Genomic DNA, 14,792 nt, shown 5'->3' with positions numbered 1-14,792 from the left:
TCAGCCCAACAGGAAGCTGATCGCGATCGCCGCGGCGCACGCCAGAGTCACCACGATCAGTGTCACCGCGTCCGAGGCCTTGAACCGCGCGTCGGTGGCGGTGATCATTCCGGTACCTCCGCGAGCGGTGATGGCCCCACCCATTTCGTCGGCCCGCCTGATCGCCACCGACATCACCGTCGTGACGATGTCGACCAGAGAATTGTCCGACGCGCTGTTGACGACCGGCTTGGGGCGCAGGCGTCGGGCAGCATTGAGGGTGCGCATCTCTTCGATCAGCAGCGGAAGCGACCGCAGGCTCAGGGCCACGGCGATGGCCCACTCGTCGACCGGCAACTTCAGCTTCTTCAGCGGTGCGCCCAGTTTGGAGACCGCAGGCGCGATGTCGCTCATCGACGTGGTCCAGCCGATCATCATCGATGCGCCGAGCAGGACGAAGATGAACAGCGTCGCGCGCAGATACACCAGCACTGCCGCGCCGCCGATCGGCAGATTGATGAGAGCTCCGACGCCGAACAGTGCCCAGATCCACCACGGTGGACGCGGCACCGCGGTGATCGGGACGTGCGCGATGATCGCGGCGATGACCAACAGCGCGAACACGATTCCGAGGGCAGGCCACGTCGGTGCCACCACGAGAGTGATGCTCAGCAGCAGCACGGCGACGAGTTTGGTGCCGGCCCACAGGCGGTGGATCGGTGAGAATCGCGGGACCTGACGCAGGACGACGGTGGTCACGAGTGCACGCTCCCCAGGATCGAATCGGAGACGATGTGGCCGTCGGCCATCGTGATGGTGCGGCTGCAGACGGTGTCCATGCCGTCCACGTCGTGCGAGATGACGACGATGGCGACGCCGCGATCGCGCAGTCCGGCGAGAACGCCGATGATGTCGTCGCGGCCGGGAGGGTCGAGCCCGGCCAGCGGTTCGTCGAGAACCAGCAGTCGAGGCCGACGCGCGATCAGCCCGGCCAGCACCACGCGTCGCATCTGACCACCACTGAGCGAATCGATGTCGCGAGCCGCCAACGACCTGTCCAGGCCGACGGCATCCATCGCGGCCGAGACTGTGGCAGAACCTGTTTCGGGACCGGCAGCGGCAGCGATGTCCTCGGAGACGGTGCGCCGCTGCAGCTGCAGGCGAGAGTGCTGAAATGCGAGTCCGACATCGCCGACACGTGAAGTCATCGCCTTGCCGCCGAGCTGGGCGGTGCCCTCGGTCGGGCCGGTGAGGCCGGCCATGATCCAGGCGAGAGTGGACTTGCCCGAACCGTTCCCGCCGAGAACGAGCACACCCTCACCGCGTTTGACAGTGATGTCGATGCCGTTCAGTGCTACCTGCGCCCACGGTGTGCGCCGGTTGTACGTGTGCGCGACGCCGCTCAGTTCCAGAAGACGTTCGCTCGAATTGTCGTGCAGCGCAGCGGGGTTCTCCGTCCGAGCGTGCATCCACGTCGAGTCGTGCTGGACCTGATAACCCTCGTGCAGATGTACGACGCGATCCGCGGCGACGGTCTCCGAGACATGGTGGGTGACGAGCACGACCGACATCGCGTGCCTGCGGGGCAATTCGGCGAGGAGCGAGACCAGATGTTCGCGCCCCGAGGCGTCGATCATGGCGGTTGCCTCGTCGGCGATGAGCAGTGCAGGACGGCGAGCAAGTGCCGCGGCGACAGCGAGTCGCTGCATTTCGCCGCCGGAGAGGGAGGCAGTGTCGCGCGCTCCCATACCGCCGAGCCCGACCTCGTCGAGCAAGGCCTCCACGTCGGGGCGTGAATCGCCGGGCGGCAGTCCCCACACCACGTCGTCGGCGACGCGGGTGCCGAGGATCTGGCTTTCGGGGCGCTGCAGCACCACTGCGGTACCGCCGTACCGTCCGAGTCCGGTCGAGCCGGGCCTGTCCACGGTGCCCTCCGACGGTTCGAGGCCGGCGAGGATCCGCGTCAGCGTCGATTTGCCGGAACCGTTGTGGCCGACGATCGCCACGAATTCACCGGTGTCGATGCGGAGGTCGACACCGGTCAACGCGGACGTCGTGCTTCCCGGGTACCGGAACCCGACCGCGGTGAGCCTGACCGGCAGTGGGCCGATCTCGTCGTCGGTGCTCGAGGCCAGAGGCTCGGGGGTGGGGATGGTGGAGAGACGGTCCAGAATCGCGGTGAGGATGAGCCACGCGAACAGCGTTCCGGTGACGATGCCGAAGGCGATCGATCCGCCGACCCACCACCACCAGTTGTCGAGCACGGTCGTGGAGCTGGTGCGGATCACGTCGGCCACGCCTTGCAGTGCCGATGTGCGCTCGAGCAGTCGAGAAATGCCCTCGAAGGTGTTGCGGAGAGTTTCGAGGAACAACTCGCGCAACGGAACGAGAACGAGCAGCAGCAGCACCGTCAACGCCCCGAGCACCGGCCCGACGACCATCGAGGTGACGAGAACGCCGAACAGTCCTTGCTTCCTGCGCTTCGCCCGCCCGACCAGGCCGCCCAGTAGGGCGGCACTGGCGACGGTGATGGCCGTCTGGGTTCCGGCCGCGACGAAACCGACGAGGGTGCCGGCCACCGCCGAGGTGACCAGTGCACGAGTCCGATACCGAAGTGCGACCACCGACATGGGAATCGCCGCGACGACCTGAAGGATCGCCGCCATCGGTACCAGCACACCGATCACCGTCAACGCGACGGTGAAGCTGCTCATGACGGCAGCGGTCGCCATTTCCTGCGGACCGAGGGGCCCTGACTTCGGCGTGTGGGGAGAGCTGACGGTCACCGCTCCAGTGTGCCAGCCTGAGATCAGCGGCTGCGCTGGCTCGTGGCGGGTCCTGCTGCGCGACGGCTGTGTCCGCCGCCACCGCTACGCGGCTGACCACCGCTGCGGGGCTGTCCACCGGAGCGCGGCTGCCCACCGGATCGGGCCGGGCCGCCGCGTCGGGCGTTGTTGCTGTTGCGAGGGTTCGCGGCGCGAACTTCCGGCTCGGCCTTCGGCATCGGCTGGACGTAGCGAGCCTGCTCACCGACGAGGTTCGCCACTGCGGGCGAGTCGGCGGTGACGCGGACGGGCGTGACCTTGATATCGGCCTTGCGCAGCAGAACTGCGGTGTCCTTGCGCTGCTCGGGCAGGACGACGGTCACGACGTCTCCGGCGCTTCCCGCGCGTGCGGTGCGGCCGGAACGGTGCAGGTACGCCTTGTGCTCGGCCGGGGGATCGACGTGGACGACCAGCTGGACGTCGTCGACGTGGACGCCGCGGGCTGCGACGTCGGTGGCGACGAGAACACGGGCCTGGCCGGAGGAGAACGCGGCGAGGTTGCGGTCACGGGCGGCCTGCGAGAGGTTGCCGTGCAGGTCGACGGACGGGATTCCGGCGTCGGTGAGCTGCTTGGCGAGCTTGCGGGCCTGGTGCTTGGTGCGCATGAACAGGATGCGGCGTCCGGTGCCGGAGGCGAGCTGGTGGACCAGCTTCTTCTTGGCTTCGACGCCGTCGACCTCGAAGACGCTGTGCGTCATGGCCTCGACGTGTGAGGTGGCCTCGTCGACGGAGTGCGTGATCTGGTTGTGCAGGAATCGCTTGACCAGCTTGTCGACGCCGTTGTCCAGGGTCGCGGAGAACAGCATGCGCTGGCCCTTGTCCGGGGTGGCGGCGAGGATGCGGGTGACGACGGGCAGGAACCCGAGATCGGCCATGTGGTCCGCCTCGTCCAGGACGGTGATCTGAACGCCGTCGAGGGTGAGGTGGCGCTGCTTCATCAGGTCCTCGAGGCGACCGGGGCACGCGACGACGATGTCGACTCCACCCTTGAGTGCGGAGACCTGGCGGACCTGCGAGACACCACCGAAGATCGTGGTGACCTTGAGCGAGTACGCGGACGCGAGTGGTTCGATCGCGACGGCGATCTGGGTGGCGAGCTCACGCGTCGGCGCGAGGATCAGGCCACGGGGGCGGCCGGGCTTGCGGTTGCCGGGAAGCTGGCCGGCGAGGCGAGCGACCATCGGGATGGCGAATGCGAGTGTTTTACCGCTGCCGGTCTTTCCGCGTCCGAGCACGTCGCGTCCCTGCAGTGTGTCGGGAAGGGTGTCGGCCTGGATGGGGAATGCCTCGGTCTTGCCCTGGCTCGCGAGTACATCCGCGATGGCCTGGGGTACGCCGAGTGCAGAAAAAGTCTGTGGGGTCGTCATAGTGATGGAAAGTGCCTTTCGGGCAGGGTGTTGCACCTGCGGGCCTTCGGGCCGAGATGCAAGGTGGCGAGACTGCCGGTGGGCAGTTTCGATCGCCGTAAGAGAAGCCTGTGCAGGGTGCACATGGAGGTTCGGGAGCATTCCACGACGTCTGGCGTGCAGCTACGCGCGCCGTTGACGAGTGTAACCGAGTCGGTGCTCGGTATCTTCCCGCCGCAACCCGTCATGCGGCGTCGTCGTCGAAGAGACCGGTGATCATCACGTTCTCGATCGTCGAGCTGTACAGCTCGACCACCGGCATCGGCGGCGCACTCGAGTCATAGCTGTGCCCGGTGGGTGAGATGAGCCGGTAGCGGTGTCGCGCGTTGCGTTTGTCTCGCCATGCTTCGGCTGTCCAGCCATCACCTTCTTTGGCGTAATTGCATGCGGCACAGAGGCCTGCGCCGTTCTCGGCACTCGTTCTGCCACCCGCGGAGTGCGATCTGATGTGATCGTGGTGACGGATCGGTGCGTCGCACCACGGGGTTCGGCAGGTGCGATCGCGGAGATCTATCAGGCGTCCCAGCGCGGTGGGAAATGCGCGCGAATTGGACTCCACTGCCGTCAGCGCACCGGACTTCGGGTGCGCGTAGAGGCGGCGCAATGCGACGTGCGTCTCACTGTCGAGTGTGTCTCGGATCAGTTGCCGTGCGACATCGGACGGAATGTCGCCGTAGCCGTGCATGTATGCGGACGTGTCACCGCCGGCGAGGAGGGTGGAATCCGAGATCACGATGTCGACGGTCACCGGCGGGCCCTGAGCTGCAGATGCGCCGGTGATGCGCTCGAACACGAGGTCGGCCATGATCTGATCGCGGGTGCGTGTGTCACCGCCGGAGTTGATGATTGTGTCGGCGTCTCGTCTCAGCGTCGCCCACATGCAGACCATCTTTTCCATCGACGTGAGGACCGTGAAGAAGCCCATCGATTCGGGTGCTGGACGGGTGCTGGTGCGGCGGGCGGCGTAGGCCTTGGCGCGTCGTTTCACCTGGGAGGCGGCGTCGAGCTCGTTGGCGAGTGCGCGGGCGCGGCCTTCGATGGTGCGGTCGCCGGCACCGGCCAGGGTGGCGGGGTCTGCGCACAGTCGTGCGTCGATGGTGCGGCGATCGTCGACGGTGAGGCATGCGGTTTCGCGAGCGAGGATCATGGCGCGCCACTCGTTGAGTTCCCCAGCTTTCAGCCGCGCGAGGGTGTGCGGCATTTCGTGCACCAGCGCGCGAGCGAGTCCCAGGTGAGTGCCCCCACGGTTCGGTGATTCGCGCCGAGCCAGTCCGATCTGTGACGCAATACCATTGTGCCACTGGGCTTTCGGCTTGCCGCGCTCTCTGCGTTCGTTGCTGATGGCTGTCGCAACGGCATCGGTCACCACGGCTTGCGTTGCCACGCTGGCGCACTTGACAGTCTCGAGAGCGGAGATCAAATCGATGCCGGCTGCTGCGTCGACATCGAGATCGGACGCCTGAAGACGCGCAACGAAGCGCAGCACTTCATCGGGCGTGAGTGGTGAATCTTGTACAGCTGTGACCACGAGTTCCTCCCCAGTACTCGAATACATGTTCGATAGTACGGGGAGTTTTGTGGCTGCGCAATAGTTGCCAGCAATTGGGGAGGGTGGAGCGCGAAGTCGACTCGTGGTGCCCTCGGCAGGATTCGAACCTGCGACCTACCCTTTAGGAGAGGGTTGCTCTATCCCCTGAGCTACGAAGGCTGGTGACCGTTCTGCTGATCCGAAGTCATTGTCCAGCAACGGCTTTCGATCAATCGAACAATCGGTTGCGGATGGGTCTGCCGCCGCACTGCACAGCTGGCCCACATCGCGCTTGCTAGTCTAGCGGCCCACCGTGCCGATCGTGAAGCAGGTTGCCGCTGCTCGCCACCGTCCCGGTCGGCGATGCGATCAGGTTCAGGGCGGTGCGGTGCTGGTCAGCGGTGTGATCGGCAGCCGATTCGATGCCGACGAAGCACCGAATGTCGCGGGCGAAGGCATCGGTCATCCTCGGACAAACGCGCGCGCATTCGCCAAACGCGCGCAGAGTCGCCGGCCACTGGCTGTCTATTCCGCTCGCACCTGACAAACGCGAGCGCATTTGCGGATCCCGAGGCCGGAGCGCATTTGCGGATCCCGAGACCAGCGGCCTGTAGCCCCGCCCACCATCTAATCCGCCGCGATAGCGTCCACGATGCTCAGTCGAGAGGCATGCACGGCAGGCGGAGCCGAACCCAGCAGCGACAGGCCGAGGGCAACGAGTCCGTACAGCAGCACCGACCAGCTCGCGGTGTAGGCGACCGGAATTCCGATGCTGGCTCCGAGGATCAGGGTGCTCAGGTATTGCAGACCCGCACCGATGATCAGGCCGAGCACACCACCGACGACGCCGACCGAGAGCGCCTCGGCGAGCACCATTCGCGCCAGGGTTCCGCGGCCACCGCCCATGGCGCGCAGTACGCCGAGTTCACGTCGACGCTCGAGTACCGACAGTGTCAACGTGTTGAGCAACGCGACGGCAGCGACGAGCGCGACGATCCACTGCAACGCGATGGCCAGTGCACCGGACTGTCGGATAGCGGCGCTCGTTCCCTCGAGTGCGGCGCCGCCGGTGTAGACGAACGCCTCGGGTGGCAGCGCTGCGCGCAGTGAATCCTGTACTGCCGCAACGTCTCCATCGATGCTGATCTCGAGGTAGGTAGCCCCGGGCCGGTCGTACCAACGCTGCATCGAATCCAGCGAGATCGCCATGGTCCCGCCGGCGGCGTTGATGTATTCGACCAGGTCGAGTACCCGCACGGTCTGCACGCCGGTCGGCGTCGGCAGATCGATGGAGTCACCCACCGAGACACCGAGTGTTCTGCCGAACCCCTCTGACAGCACCACACCGTCACCGGCGAGCACCGCCGCGCGGACGTCGTCGGAGAGCGATGCGAGCGTTACTGCGTTGCTACCGTCGGCGACGCCCTGGATGGATACCGTCTCGCCGTCGATCGTCGCGTATGCCCACTGTCCCTCGACGATGCGAGAGACCCCCGGCGTCGCCCGGACAGCGTCTTCCACCTCGGCGGGAACGATCGGGCCCGACGGTATGGCGTCGGGTGAGGTCATCGACACGTACAGGTCGGTGTTCGCCAAGGACGACAACGATTCGGCTGCCGAGTCGGTCATGTTGGTCAGCGAACCCGACACTCCCACACTGACTCCCACGGCGATCACGATCGTCATCACGGTTGCCCAGATACGCCGCGGGGCGCGTTCGATGGTGGCGGTCGCGAGGCGTCCGGCACCACCCCAGCGGCGGGGGACCGCTGCGGTGACGGACACGATCGGCCCGGTCGCGCCGACGCACAGCGCGACGACGCCGAACATGAACAACGCACCGGCTCCGAGGGTCAACTGCCCGTCGACGTTGACGGCGAAGAGGAAGGATCCGGCGACGGCGAACACGCCGAACACGGTCGCGGCCAGGGTGAATCGCAGACCGGGGCCTCCGGAGGTCTCTCCGCCGCCGACTGCGAGCGCTTCGATCGGCGAGATGCGATACACCTGCACGGCGGCGACGGCCGACGCCCCGACGCAGGCCAGCACGCACGCGACGATCGCCACCGGAATCGCGAAGCCGGGCAGCACGTATTCGATTCGCGCATCGAAGGCCTGCGAGAGGAACGGCGGCAGACTTTCGATTGCAATGCGGCCCATCACGATTCCCAGCGGAACTCCGACGGCACCGCCGACGAGACCGACCAGAACGGACTCGAACAACAGGTCGCGGACGATATCGCCGCGGCGGCCACCGACTGCCCGGAGCAGAGAGATGGTGGGTCGACGCTTCGCGATGGCCATGTTCATGACGTTGAAGACGAGGAACGCCGCGACGACGAACGCGATGAGCGAGACCATCAGTGTCGCATTGCGAGTCAGGCTCATCGCCTGGTTCGCGCGGTCGGCCCGGAAGTCCGGATCCATCACCGACACCCGGCCGGCCAATGCGGCATCGAGGTCGGTGCGCAGAGAGTCGCCACTGCCGAGGACGAAGATCGAATCGAGCTGATCGGTGCGGTCGGTGAGCGCCTGAGCCGTCGGGACGAGCGCGACCGCGAACATGCCCCCGCCGATGCGCTGCGTCCCGGGGCCGTCGACCACGCCGACCACCGCGGTCGGAACATCGTCGATGGTGACGGTGTCGCCCTGCGTCAGACCCGTTGCGGCTCCGACCAACACCCCGTCCGGATCGGTGAGCAATCCTGACGCGTTTCCGACGGCACCTTCCAGATCGGATTGCAGTGCCGTGATGGATGAGTCGACACCGAGAATCGTCAGGTCTCCGACATCGGACCGAACGGTGCTGCGCAACAGTGGAACCGCTGTCTCGACGCCGGGAACAGCACGTACGGCGTCGAGTTCGCTCTGATCGAAACCGGAGTCGGTGACACCGACGATCTCGTAGTTCGCGTTACCGGCGATCGACACGGCGAGCCGCTCGACGGAGCCGGTCAAGGAGCCGTACGTGCCGAGGACGGCGATGAGCAGCCCGGCCGCGACGGCGACGACACCGGCCGAGACCAGCGAACGCACCCAGTGCATGCGGAGATCGCGAAGGCTGATGACTCGAAATCTGCTGAGCGCGGTGCTTATCACCGATCGAGGCCGGCCGTCAGAGTGTCGGTCTCGACGCGACCGTCGATCATGCTGACGATGCGATCGGTGGACCGTGCTGCCTCGAGGTCATGGGTCGCCATCACCACTGCTCGACGCCCGTTGCTGGCGTGCGCCACGTCGGCGAGGATCTCGAGGACGTTGTGGGAGGTCTTCGAATCGAGATTGCCGGTCGGCTCGTCGGCGATCAGCAGCGCCGGATCCATCATCAACGCCCGGGCGATCGCGATGCGCTGGATCTGACCACCGGACAACTGTGCCGGCCGGTGCTCGGATCGGTTCGAGAGTCCGACCATCTCGAGCAGACGCATCGCGTCGGTCTTGGCCTTCTTGATGGGTGTGCCGTCGAGCAGCTTGGGCACGGCGACGTTCTCCCACGCGGACATCGTCGGCAGCAGGTTGAAGAACTGGAAGACGAACCCCACCTGGTGGCGTCGGAAATCGGATTGGGCGTTGTCGTCGAGGGTGGTGACCTCGACGTCGTCGAACCGGATGGAACCCGACGTCGGTGTGTCGAGAGCGCCGAGCATGTGCAGCAGCGTCGACTTTCCGGCACCGGACGGCGCGACGAGCGAGACGAACTGGCCACCCTCGATGGTGAGATCGATTCCGTCCAACGCGCGTACCGGTTGCTCGCCGGTGGGGTACTCCTTGACCACACCGGACAGCTCGAGCTTCAAATTGGTCATGCAACGATCCCCTGCTCCTCGATTACTTCCGACGCTACCTGCCGTCGGGTCGAGAAACCGGTCGGAGTTCTCAGATCACGCTGCGCCGCGCGAGGATTCGAGCCGCCGGGCCACCAGTGCGGCCTGCAGGTGCCGAATTCCCGAGGGACGGGTGGGATCGAACCCGGTGAGTTGCGCGATCCGCTTGAGGCGGTAATCGACGGTGTTGGTGTGCAGATGAAGCTGGCGAGCGGACCGCTGACGGTTCAGATCGTGGGAGATGTGGATCTCGAGGGTCTCGAGCAGCTCAGGGGACGAATCGAGGGGCTCGAGGATCTGGGTCAGGTGGCGACGCCCGGGGCCAGGCCGCGTGAGCTGGTACTCCAGCACCAGGTCGTCCATGCGGTACAGGCCGGACGGGCGGTGCAGCTGGTGCGCCAACGACAGCAGTTCGTGTACCTGATCGGCTGCGGTGGGGATGTCGGCGGTTGCGGCCTGTTCGGCGGTGACTGTGACGGGAACCTCGGCGGCGGTACCGATGCGATGCACCAAGGCCTCGACCCACTCGTCGTCGTGGGTACCGGGGATGAGCACGGTGCCACCCTCGGTGCTGAGCAGAGACAGGGGAGTGCGGCCGCAGATCGTGGCCAGCTCGGCCTGGACGCGGCGCAGCTTTCTACGGGCGGCGACGGTCTTCTGAATGTTGGGATCGTTCTCGTCGGGGTGCGGCGGAACAGAGATGGCGAGCACGAGGTAGCTGTCGGCGAGTTCGATGCCGGACTGACGGGCCATCGAGACCGCGTTGTGGCCGCTGAGCAGCGAGGTCACCAGGGTGTGCGCTGCCGTGTGGTGCTCACTTGCCACCGCTTGGAGCTCCTCGACGTAGCTCTTGCTGGCGGCGATGGACACCTTCTCCGACAGCAGCACGAACATCCGCGCGGCCTCGATCAGTTGAGCGGCGTCGCCCTCACCTGCCCTCTTGGACACCAGATTCCAGCCGATCTGGATGCCCTCGTGGTAGACGCTGAGCACGGACTCGAGGGGCACGCCCTCGCGTGCCCACTGGCTGGCTTTGACGCGAAGTTCGGCCAGGTCGGACTCGGCCGGAGCGCGCCGTTCGTCGAGCATCTGCACGGCGATACTGATGCACTTGACGGTGAATTCGGTGACGTCGCCGTGGAGCTGTTCGCCCGGCAACGACCCGCAGGGGGTGTTGGCGGCGAAGTGCCCCACGAGGAGCCGCGCCACCGCACGGAAGTCGCGAAGAGGAGCCGACGCAGGCTGACCCGCGACCATGATTCCGAGGCTAGTCGAGTTGTGAACGGTCACAGATCAACCCTTCGTGTTGGGATCTTCAGGTCATCGGAGAGCAAACTTACTTGCGCGTATCGATGCGCTTCCGCGGCTCAATGTATGCAATTCCCGACGAAACCGCGGCGTTTTCGTACTTCAAGTTTGTTTCCTGGCCTCTAACAGGGTCGATCATAGGTTGTTATCAACGCGTGATCCACCATTTCGGCAAAACTCGTTGTGACCTGTCTCGAGCGCGCGCCCCAGGCGCTTGCGACTTGCCCTAAACAATCTGCAAGCGCTCCACGGTGCGAGTTCGGCGGATCTACCTTTGTCTCCGTCGGAGTGGGTAGGCGGGCGACGAAGGGGCGGGTATGCGCAGAGATATCGGGCAGTTCGCGGTACTGCGAGAACTGTTGCCGACCATCGAGGCCAACCTGGCTCGGCATCGCGCCGAGGCCGTTCTGTGGGAACCGGCCGACTACGTCCGAGCCGAGATGTACTGGGGTTCGCGTCCCTCGACACTGACCGAAGCTGCCAAAGCGGCACTGGTGACCACCCTGCTCGTCGAACAGAACATTCCGCTGTATCGGCGGGATACTGCAGCCTCCGAGAACGGGGTCTGGCCGTCGTGGCTGACCGAGTGGAGCGACGAACGAACCCGGCATGCAGTGGCCGTCACCGATTACCTGGTCGTCACCCGCAGCGTCGACCCGGTCGCCCTCGGTCGAGCCCGAGCGCAGTGCATGACGGTGGGTTTCGACGCCCCGATGAACGGAGCGCATCTGCTCCGGTCGCTCGCCCAGGTCACCCTCGACGAGTCGGTGTCGAGCGTCTGCCATCGCAACACTGCCGTTCAGTGCCACGATCCGGTGGCCGATCGCCTGCTCGGACGCATCGTCGCCGATCAGGACCTGCATGTCCGCTTCTTTTCGGACCTTGTTTCTGCGGCGCTCGAGGTGGCACCGTCGCTCACCGTCACGGCGATCACCGAGGTCGTCATGAACTTTCAGCTGCCGGGCACCAACCTGCCGGGGTTCGCGCGCAGCGCGATGCTCATCTCGCGGGACGGAATCTACGATCTGCGCCGCCATCTCGACGATGTCCTACGACCCCTGTTGGCGCAGTGGCGCATCTTCGAGCGCACCGATCTCGGTGCCGGAGCCCGCAGTCGCGACCAACTGGCCGACTATCTCGATCATCTCGACGCCCAGGACGCCGCAACCCAGCTCGGCCGCACACGAGTCCGGGAATACTCGAACGCATTGCGCGCCAGCTGACACCACATACCCCGGGGGGTCCGTGGGACCGGTGCCTCTTCGATTCGATTCGAATCGAAGAGGCGCTCGGGCGGACCCCATCGACTAGCCTGAACGCCTATTCGTCATACGCGCGAGGATTGGTTCTCGCGCAAGACCGGAGGCCCGAAACGTGACAGGCTCTCGACCGATCATCGTCGGTATCGACGGATCCGCCGCAGCGGACAAGGCCGTGATCTGGGCGGCTCTCTGCGCTCACCGACGCGATCGGCGATTGCACATCGTCACTGCCGTCGACATGCCGGGGGTGGTCGACCTGAGCGAATTCGCAGGAGAAGCAACCGAATTCGTTGCCACGGCCAAGTCGAGGTTGGTGGCGGCAGAAACGCTGGCCGCACTGGTCGTCGACGATCCTGCCTTCGAGGTGACCTCCAGTGCCGTCGAGGGCGGCGTGATGGATGTTCTCATCGGCGTCTCGGCGCAGGCCGAGATGCTGGTGATCGGGGCCAGCGAAACCGGCGCTGTCACACTCTCGTTGGCCGCGCACAGCGTGTCCCCGGTCGCGGTGGTGCGAGGCCGCGACATCGATGGCCGCCCGGTTGCCGAGGGGCCGGTGATCGTCGGTATCGACGGCTCGGACGTCAACCAGGCTGCGGTCGAGTGGGCTTTCGTCGAAGCATCCGCTCGCGACGCCGTGCTGATCGCGGTTCACGTGTGGTCCGACGTCGATCTCACCCAGTCGTTCGGCCGTGCGCCCAAGGACTGGCAGGCCATCGCCGACGGCGAGGAGGTTCTGCTGGCAGAGAGCCTCGCCGGCTGGCAGGAGAGGTTCCCCGACGTCGAGGTGCAGCGCGTCGTCGCTCAGGACCGTCCGGTGCGGGTTCTGAGCGGACTGTCCGAAACCGCGGCGTTGATCGTGGTGGGCAACCGGGGGCGCGGCGGATTCGGTGGAATGCTGTTGGGCTCCACCAGTTTCGCGCTCGTCAACACCGCGGACTGTCCGGTACTGGTCGTGCGGAAAGCACTCACATAGCGACGGTCAGCAAAAAGCTCACGTCTTCGAGGGCCTCGACGCTGTGGCGGGCGTCGGGGATGACGAGAAGGTCGCCGGTCGAGCCCTTCCAGGAGCGCTCACCGGAGATCAGTTCGAGCTTGCCGCTGAGCACCAGGACGGTGGACTCGCCCGAGAGGTCGTGCTCGGCCAGCTTGTTGCCGGCGGCCAGTGCCACCACGGTCTGCCGCAGGTGGCGTCGGTGGCCGCCGTACACCGTCTGTGAACTGCGGCCACTCGACGCGCCGACTGCAAGTTTGAGCTGTTGGCGGGCAAGGGCGGTGAGTGACTTCTTGTCCATGATCGTCAGTATGACGCACCGCTCGCAGTCGCGACGGGGGAATCCTGAACGCGCTCAAGAAGGTTGGGTAGGCTTTCCGTACTCGACCCAGCGGAATCGGGTTCCGTCGACCCGGCTGCTCTGCCACTCACCTGCCGTCGCGACCCAGCCGTCGGGAATCTCGGGGGCCTTCGTATCGCCCTCCACGTCGAGATCGACCTCGGTCACTTCCAGGTGGGTCGCGATATCCATTGCACTGCGATAGATTTCGCCGCCCCCCATGATCCAGACCGGGCTCTCGCCCACCAGGGCCACGGCGTCGGCGACACTCGGTGCGTTCTCGGCACCGTCGGCGGTCCACGAGGAGTTGCGAGTGACCACGATGTTGCGACGGCCCGGCAGCGGACGGAACTTCGCAGGAAGTGAGTCCCAGGTCTTACGGCCCATGATCACCGGATGCTCGGCCGTCTTCGATTTGAAGTGCGCCATGTCCTCGGGGACGTGCCAGGGGATCGATCCCGCGTCTCCGATGACGCCCGCGGTGGTCTGAGCCCAGATCAGGCCGACGAAGTGCGGTGCACTCACACCGCTACCGGGGCCTTGATCGCCGGGTGATGCTGGTAGTCCACTATCTCGATGTCCTCGTAGGTGTAATCGAAGATCGAATCCCGTTGCGCCAGTTTCAGAGTGGGGTATGGATACGCCTCGCGTGAGAGCTGCTCGGTGACCTGCTCGCGGTGGTTGTCGTAGATGTGGCAGTCGCCGCCGGTCCAGACGAACTCGCCGACCTCGAGGCCGGTCTGCGCCGCCACCATGTGCGTGAGCAGTGCGTAGCTGGCGATGTTGAACGGCACGCCGAGAAACATGTCTGCGCTGCGCTGGTAGAGCTGGCAGGAGAGTTTTCCGTCGGCCACGTAGAACTGGAAGAACGCGTGGCACGGCGGGAGCGCCATCCGCGGGATCTCGCCGACGTTCCACGCCGAGACGATCATTCGCCGCGAATCCGGATCGGTCTTCAGGGTCTCGATGACCTGGCTGATCTGGTCGATGTGCTCGCCCGACGGGGTGGGCCACGACCGCCACTGCACTCCGTAGACGGGGCCGAGCTCGCCGTCCGGAGCTGCCCACTCGTCCCAGATGCTGACGCCGCGCTCCTGGAGCCACGTGGCGTTCGAGTCTCCGCGCAGGAACCACAACAGCTCGTAGACGATCGACTTCAGGTGGACCTTCTTGGTGGTGATCAACGGGAAGCCCGCTGCCAGATCGAAGCGCATCTGATGCCCGAACACGCTGGTGGTGCCGGTTCCCGTGCGGTCGGATTTCGCCGTCCCGGTATCGAGGATGCGGCGCAGCAGATCTTCGTACGGAGTCGGAACCATCACGACGGTC

The 14,792-nt window shown here is 65.7% G+C and carries 13 protein-coding genes and 1 tRNA gene; 3 read left to right on the top strand and 11 right to left on the bottom strand.

All coding sequences use genetic code 11. The features are described 5' to 3' along the window. From QM615_RS07015 to QM615_RS06995, 5 genes are all read right to left on the bottom strand, one after another. On the bottom strand, nucleotides 1-738 hold the full coding sequence (locus tag QM615_RS07015; RefSeq protein WP_283347143.1) for an energy-coupling factor transporter transmembrane component T family protein: 738 nt from the start codon (nucleotides 736-738) through the stop codon (nucleotides 1-3). Then, complete coding sequence (locus tag QM615_RS07010; protein ID WP_349307165.1) at nucleotides 735-2,765, bottom strand: ABC transporter ATP-binding protein; 2,031 nt, start codon at nucleotides 2,763-2,765, stop codon at nucleotides 735-737. The genes QM615_RS07015 and QM615_RS07010 overlap by 4 nt, the downstream gene beginning before the upstream one ends. Before the next feature lie 23 nt (nucleotides 2,766-2,788). Continuing rightward, nucleotides 2,789-4,171: a DEAD/DEAH box helicase gene (locus tag QM615_RS07005; protein ID WP_283347142.1), complete on the bottom strand. Its 1,383-nt coding sequence runs from the start codon at nucleotides 4,169-4,171 to the stop codon at nucleotides 2,789-2,791. A gap of 223 nt (nucleotides 4,172-4,394) precedes the next feature. Continuing rightward, nucleotides 4,395-5,738: an HNH endonuclease gene (locus tag QM615_RS07000; RefSeq protein ID WP_283347141.1), complete on the bottom strand. Its 1,344-nt coding sequence runs from the start codon at nucleotides 5,736-5,738 to the stop codon at nucleotides 4,395-4,397. 104 nt (nucleotides 5,739-5,842) lie between these two features. Continuing rightward, nucleotides 5,843-5,918: transfer RNA gene (locus QM615_RS06995), tRNA-Arg, on the bottom strand. A gap of 142 nt (nucleotides 5,919-6,060) precedes the next feature. On the opposite strand from QM615_RS06995, the gene QM615_RS06990 reads away from it, so the two are divergent. Continuing rightward, nucleotides 6,061-6,282 (top strand): hypothetical protein, encoded by a 222-nt coding sequence (locus QM615_RS06990; RefSeq protein ID WP_149405096.1) that lies wholly within the window; start codon nucleotides 6,061-6,063, stop codon nucleotides 6,280-6,282. A gap of 83 nt (nucleotides 6,283-6,365) precedes the next feature. Here the strand turns inward: QM615_RS06990 and QM615_RS06985 are convergent, their stop codons facing one another. The 3 genes from QM615_RS06985 to QM615_RS06975 all read right to left on the bottom strand — a co-directional run bounded on the left by QM615_RS06985 (nucleotide 6,366) and on the right by QM615_RS06975 (nucleotide 10,852). Further along, nucleotides 6,366-8,783 (bottom strand): FtsX-like permease family protein, encoded by a 2,418-nt coding sequence (locus tag QM615_RS06985; protein WP_149405097.1) that lies wholly within the window; start codon nucleotides 8,781-8,783, stop codon nucleotides 6,366-6,368. A gap of 50 nt (nucleotides 8,784-8,833) precedes the next feature. Beyond that, nucleotides 8,834-9,535 carry an ABC transporter ATP-binding protein gene (locus tag QM615_RS06980; protein WP_094668584.1) on the bottom strand — a complete coding sequence of 234 codons (702 nt, stop codon included), beginning with the start codon at nucleotides 9,533-9,535 and terminating at the stop codon, nucleotides 8,834-8,836. An 84-nt stretch (nucleotides 9,536-9,619) separates the two neighbouring features. Next, the gene (locus QM615_RS06975; protein ID WP_094633082.1) at nucleotides 9,620-10,852 is read right to left on the bottom strand and encodes a PucR family transcriptional regulator; all 1,233 of its coding nucleotides are present in this window, start codon (nucleotides 10,850-10,852) and stop codon (nucleotides 9,620-9,622) included. Between the two features lie 335 nt (nucleotides 10,853-11,187). Between QM615_RS06975 and QM615_RS06970 the strand changes: the two genes are divergently transcribed. After that, nucleotides 11,188-12,093 (top strand): acyl-ACP desaturase, encoded by a 906-nt coding sequence (locus QM615_RS06970; RefSeq protein ID WP_149405098.1) that lies wholly within the window; start codon nucleotides 11,188-11,190, stop codon nucleotides 12,091-12,093. 151 nt (nucleotides 12,094-12,244) lie between these two features. Beyond that, nucleotides 12,245-13,105, top strand: coding sequence for a universal stress protein (locus QM615_RS06965; RefSeq protein WP_149405099.1), 861 nt, complete (start codon nucleotides 12,245-12,247; stop codon nucleotides 13,103-13,105). On the opposite strand, the gene QM615_RS06960 is transcribed toward QM615_RS06965, so the two are convergent. From QM615_RS06960 to QM615_RS06950, 3 genes are read right to left on the bottom strand one after another with little or no spacing between them, the layout of a single operon-like run. Continuing rightward, nucleotides 13,098-13,424: a cupin domain-containing protein gene (locus tag QM615_RS06960; protein WP_032395790.1), complete on the bottom strand. Its 327-nt coding sequence runs from the start codon at nucleotides 13,422-13,424 to the stop codon at nucleotides 13,098-13,100. The two genes, QM615_RS06965 and QM615_RS06960, sit on opposite strands and share 8 nt — an antisense overlap. 54 nt (nucleotides 13,425-13,478) lie before the next feature. Then, nucleotides 13,479-13,988, bottom strand: coding sequence for a dihydrofolate reductase (locus tag QM615_RS06955; RefSeq protein ID WP_149405100.1), 510 nt, complete (start codon nucleotides 13,986-13,988; stop codon nucleotides 13,479-13,481). Further along, entirely contained in the window at nucleotides 13,985-14,785 is an 801-nt protein-coding gene (locus QM615_RS06950; protein WP_149405596.1) for a thymidylate synthase, read from the bottom strand. Before QM615_RS06950 ends, QM615_RS06955 begins: the two co-directional genes overlap by 4 nt. Between the last annotated feature and the right edge of the window lie 7 nt (nucleotides 14,786-14,792).

It is taken from the genome of Rhodococcus sp. IEGM 1341 (assembly GCF_030056895.1).
In the GTDB taxonomy this organism is placed as follows: domain Bacteria; phylum Actinomycetota; class Actinomycetes; order Mycobacteriales; family Mycobacteriaceae; genus Rhodococcoides.
The sequence above is the reverse complement of the archived record's forward strand: the minus strand, read 5'-3'. Positions and strand labels throughout refer to the sequence as shown.

Bases quoted from the DNA above. Each gene is read 5' to 3' on its own strand.
- QM615_RS07005 (WP_283347142.1), bottom strand. From the start codon at position 4,171: ATGACGACCCCACAGACTTTTTCTGCACTCGGCGTACCCCAGGCCATC.
- QM615_RS06960 (WP_032395790.1), bottom strand. From the start codon at position 13,424: ATGGACAAGAAGTCACTCACCGCCCTTGCCCGCCAACAGCTCAAACTT.
- QM615_RS06985 (WP_149405097.1), bottom strand. From the start codon at position 8,783: ATGCACTGGGTGCGTTCGCTGGTCTCGGCCGGTGTCGTCGCCGTCGCG.
- QM615_RS06970 (WP_149405098.1), top strand. From the start codon at position 11,188: ATGCGCAGAGATATCGGGCAGTTCGCGGTACTGCGAGAACTGTTGCCG.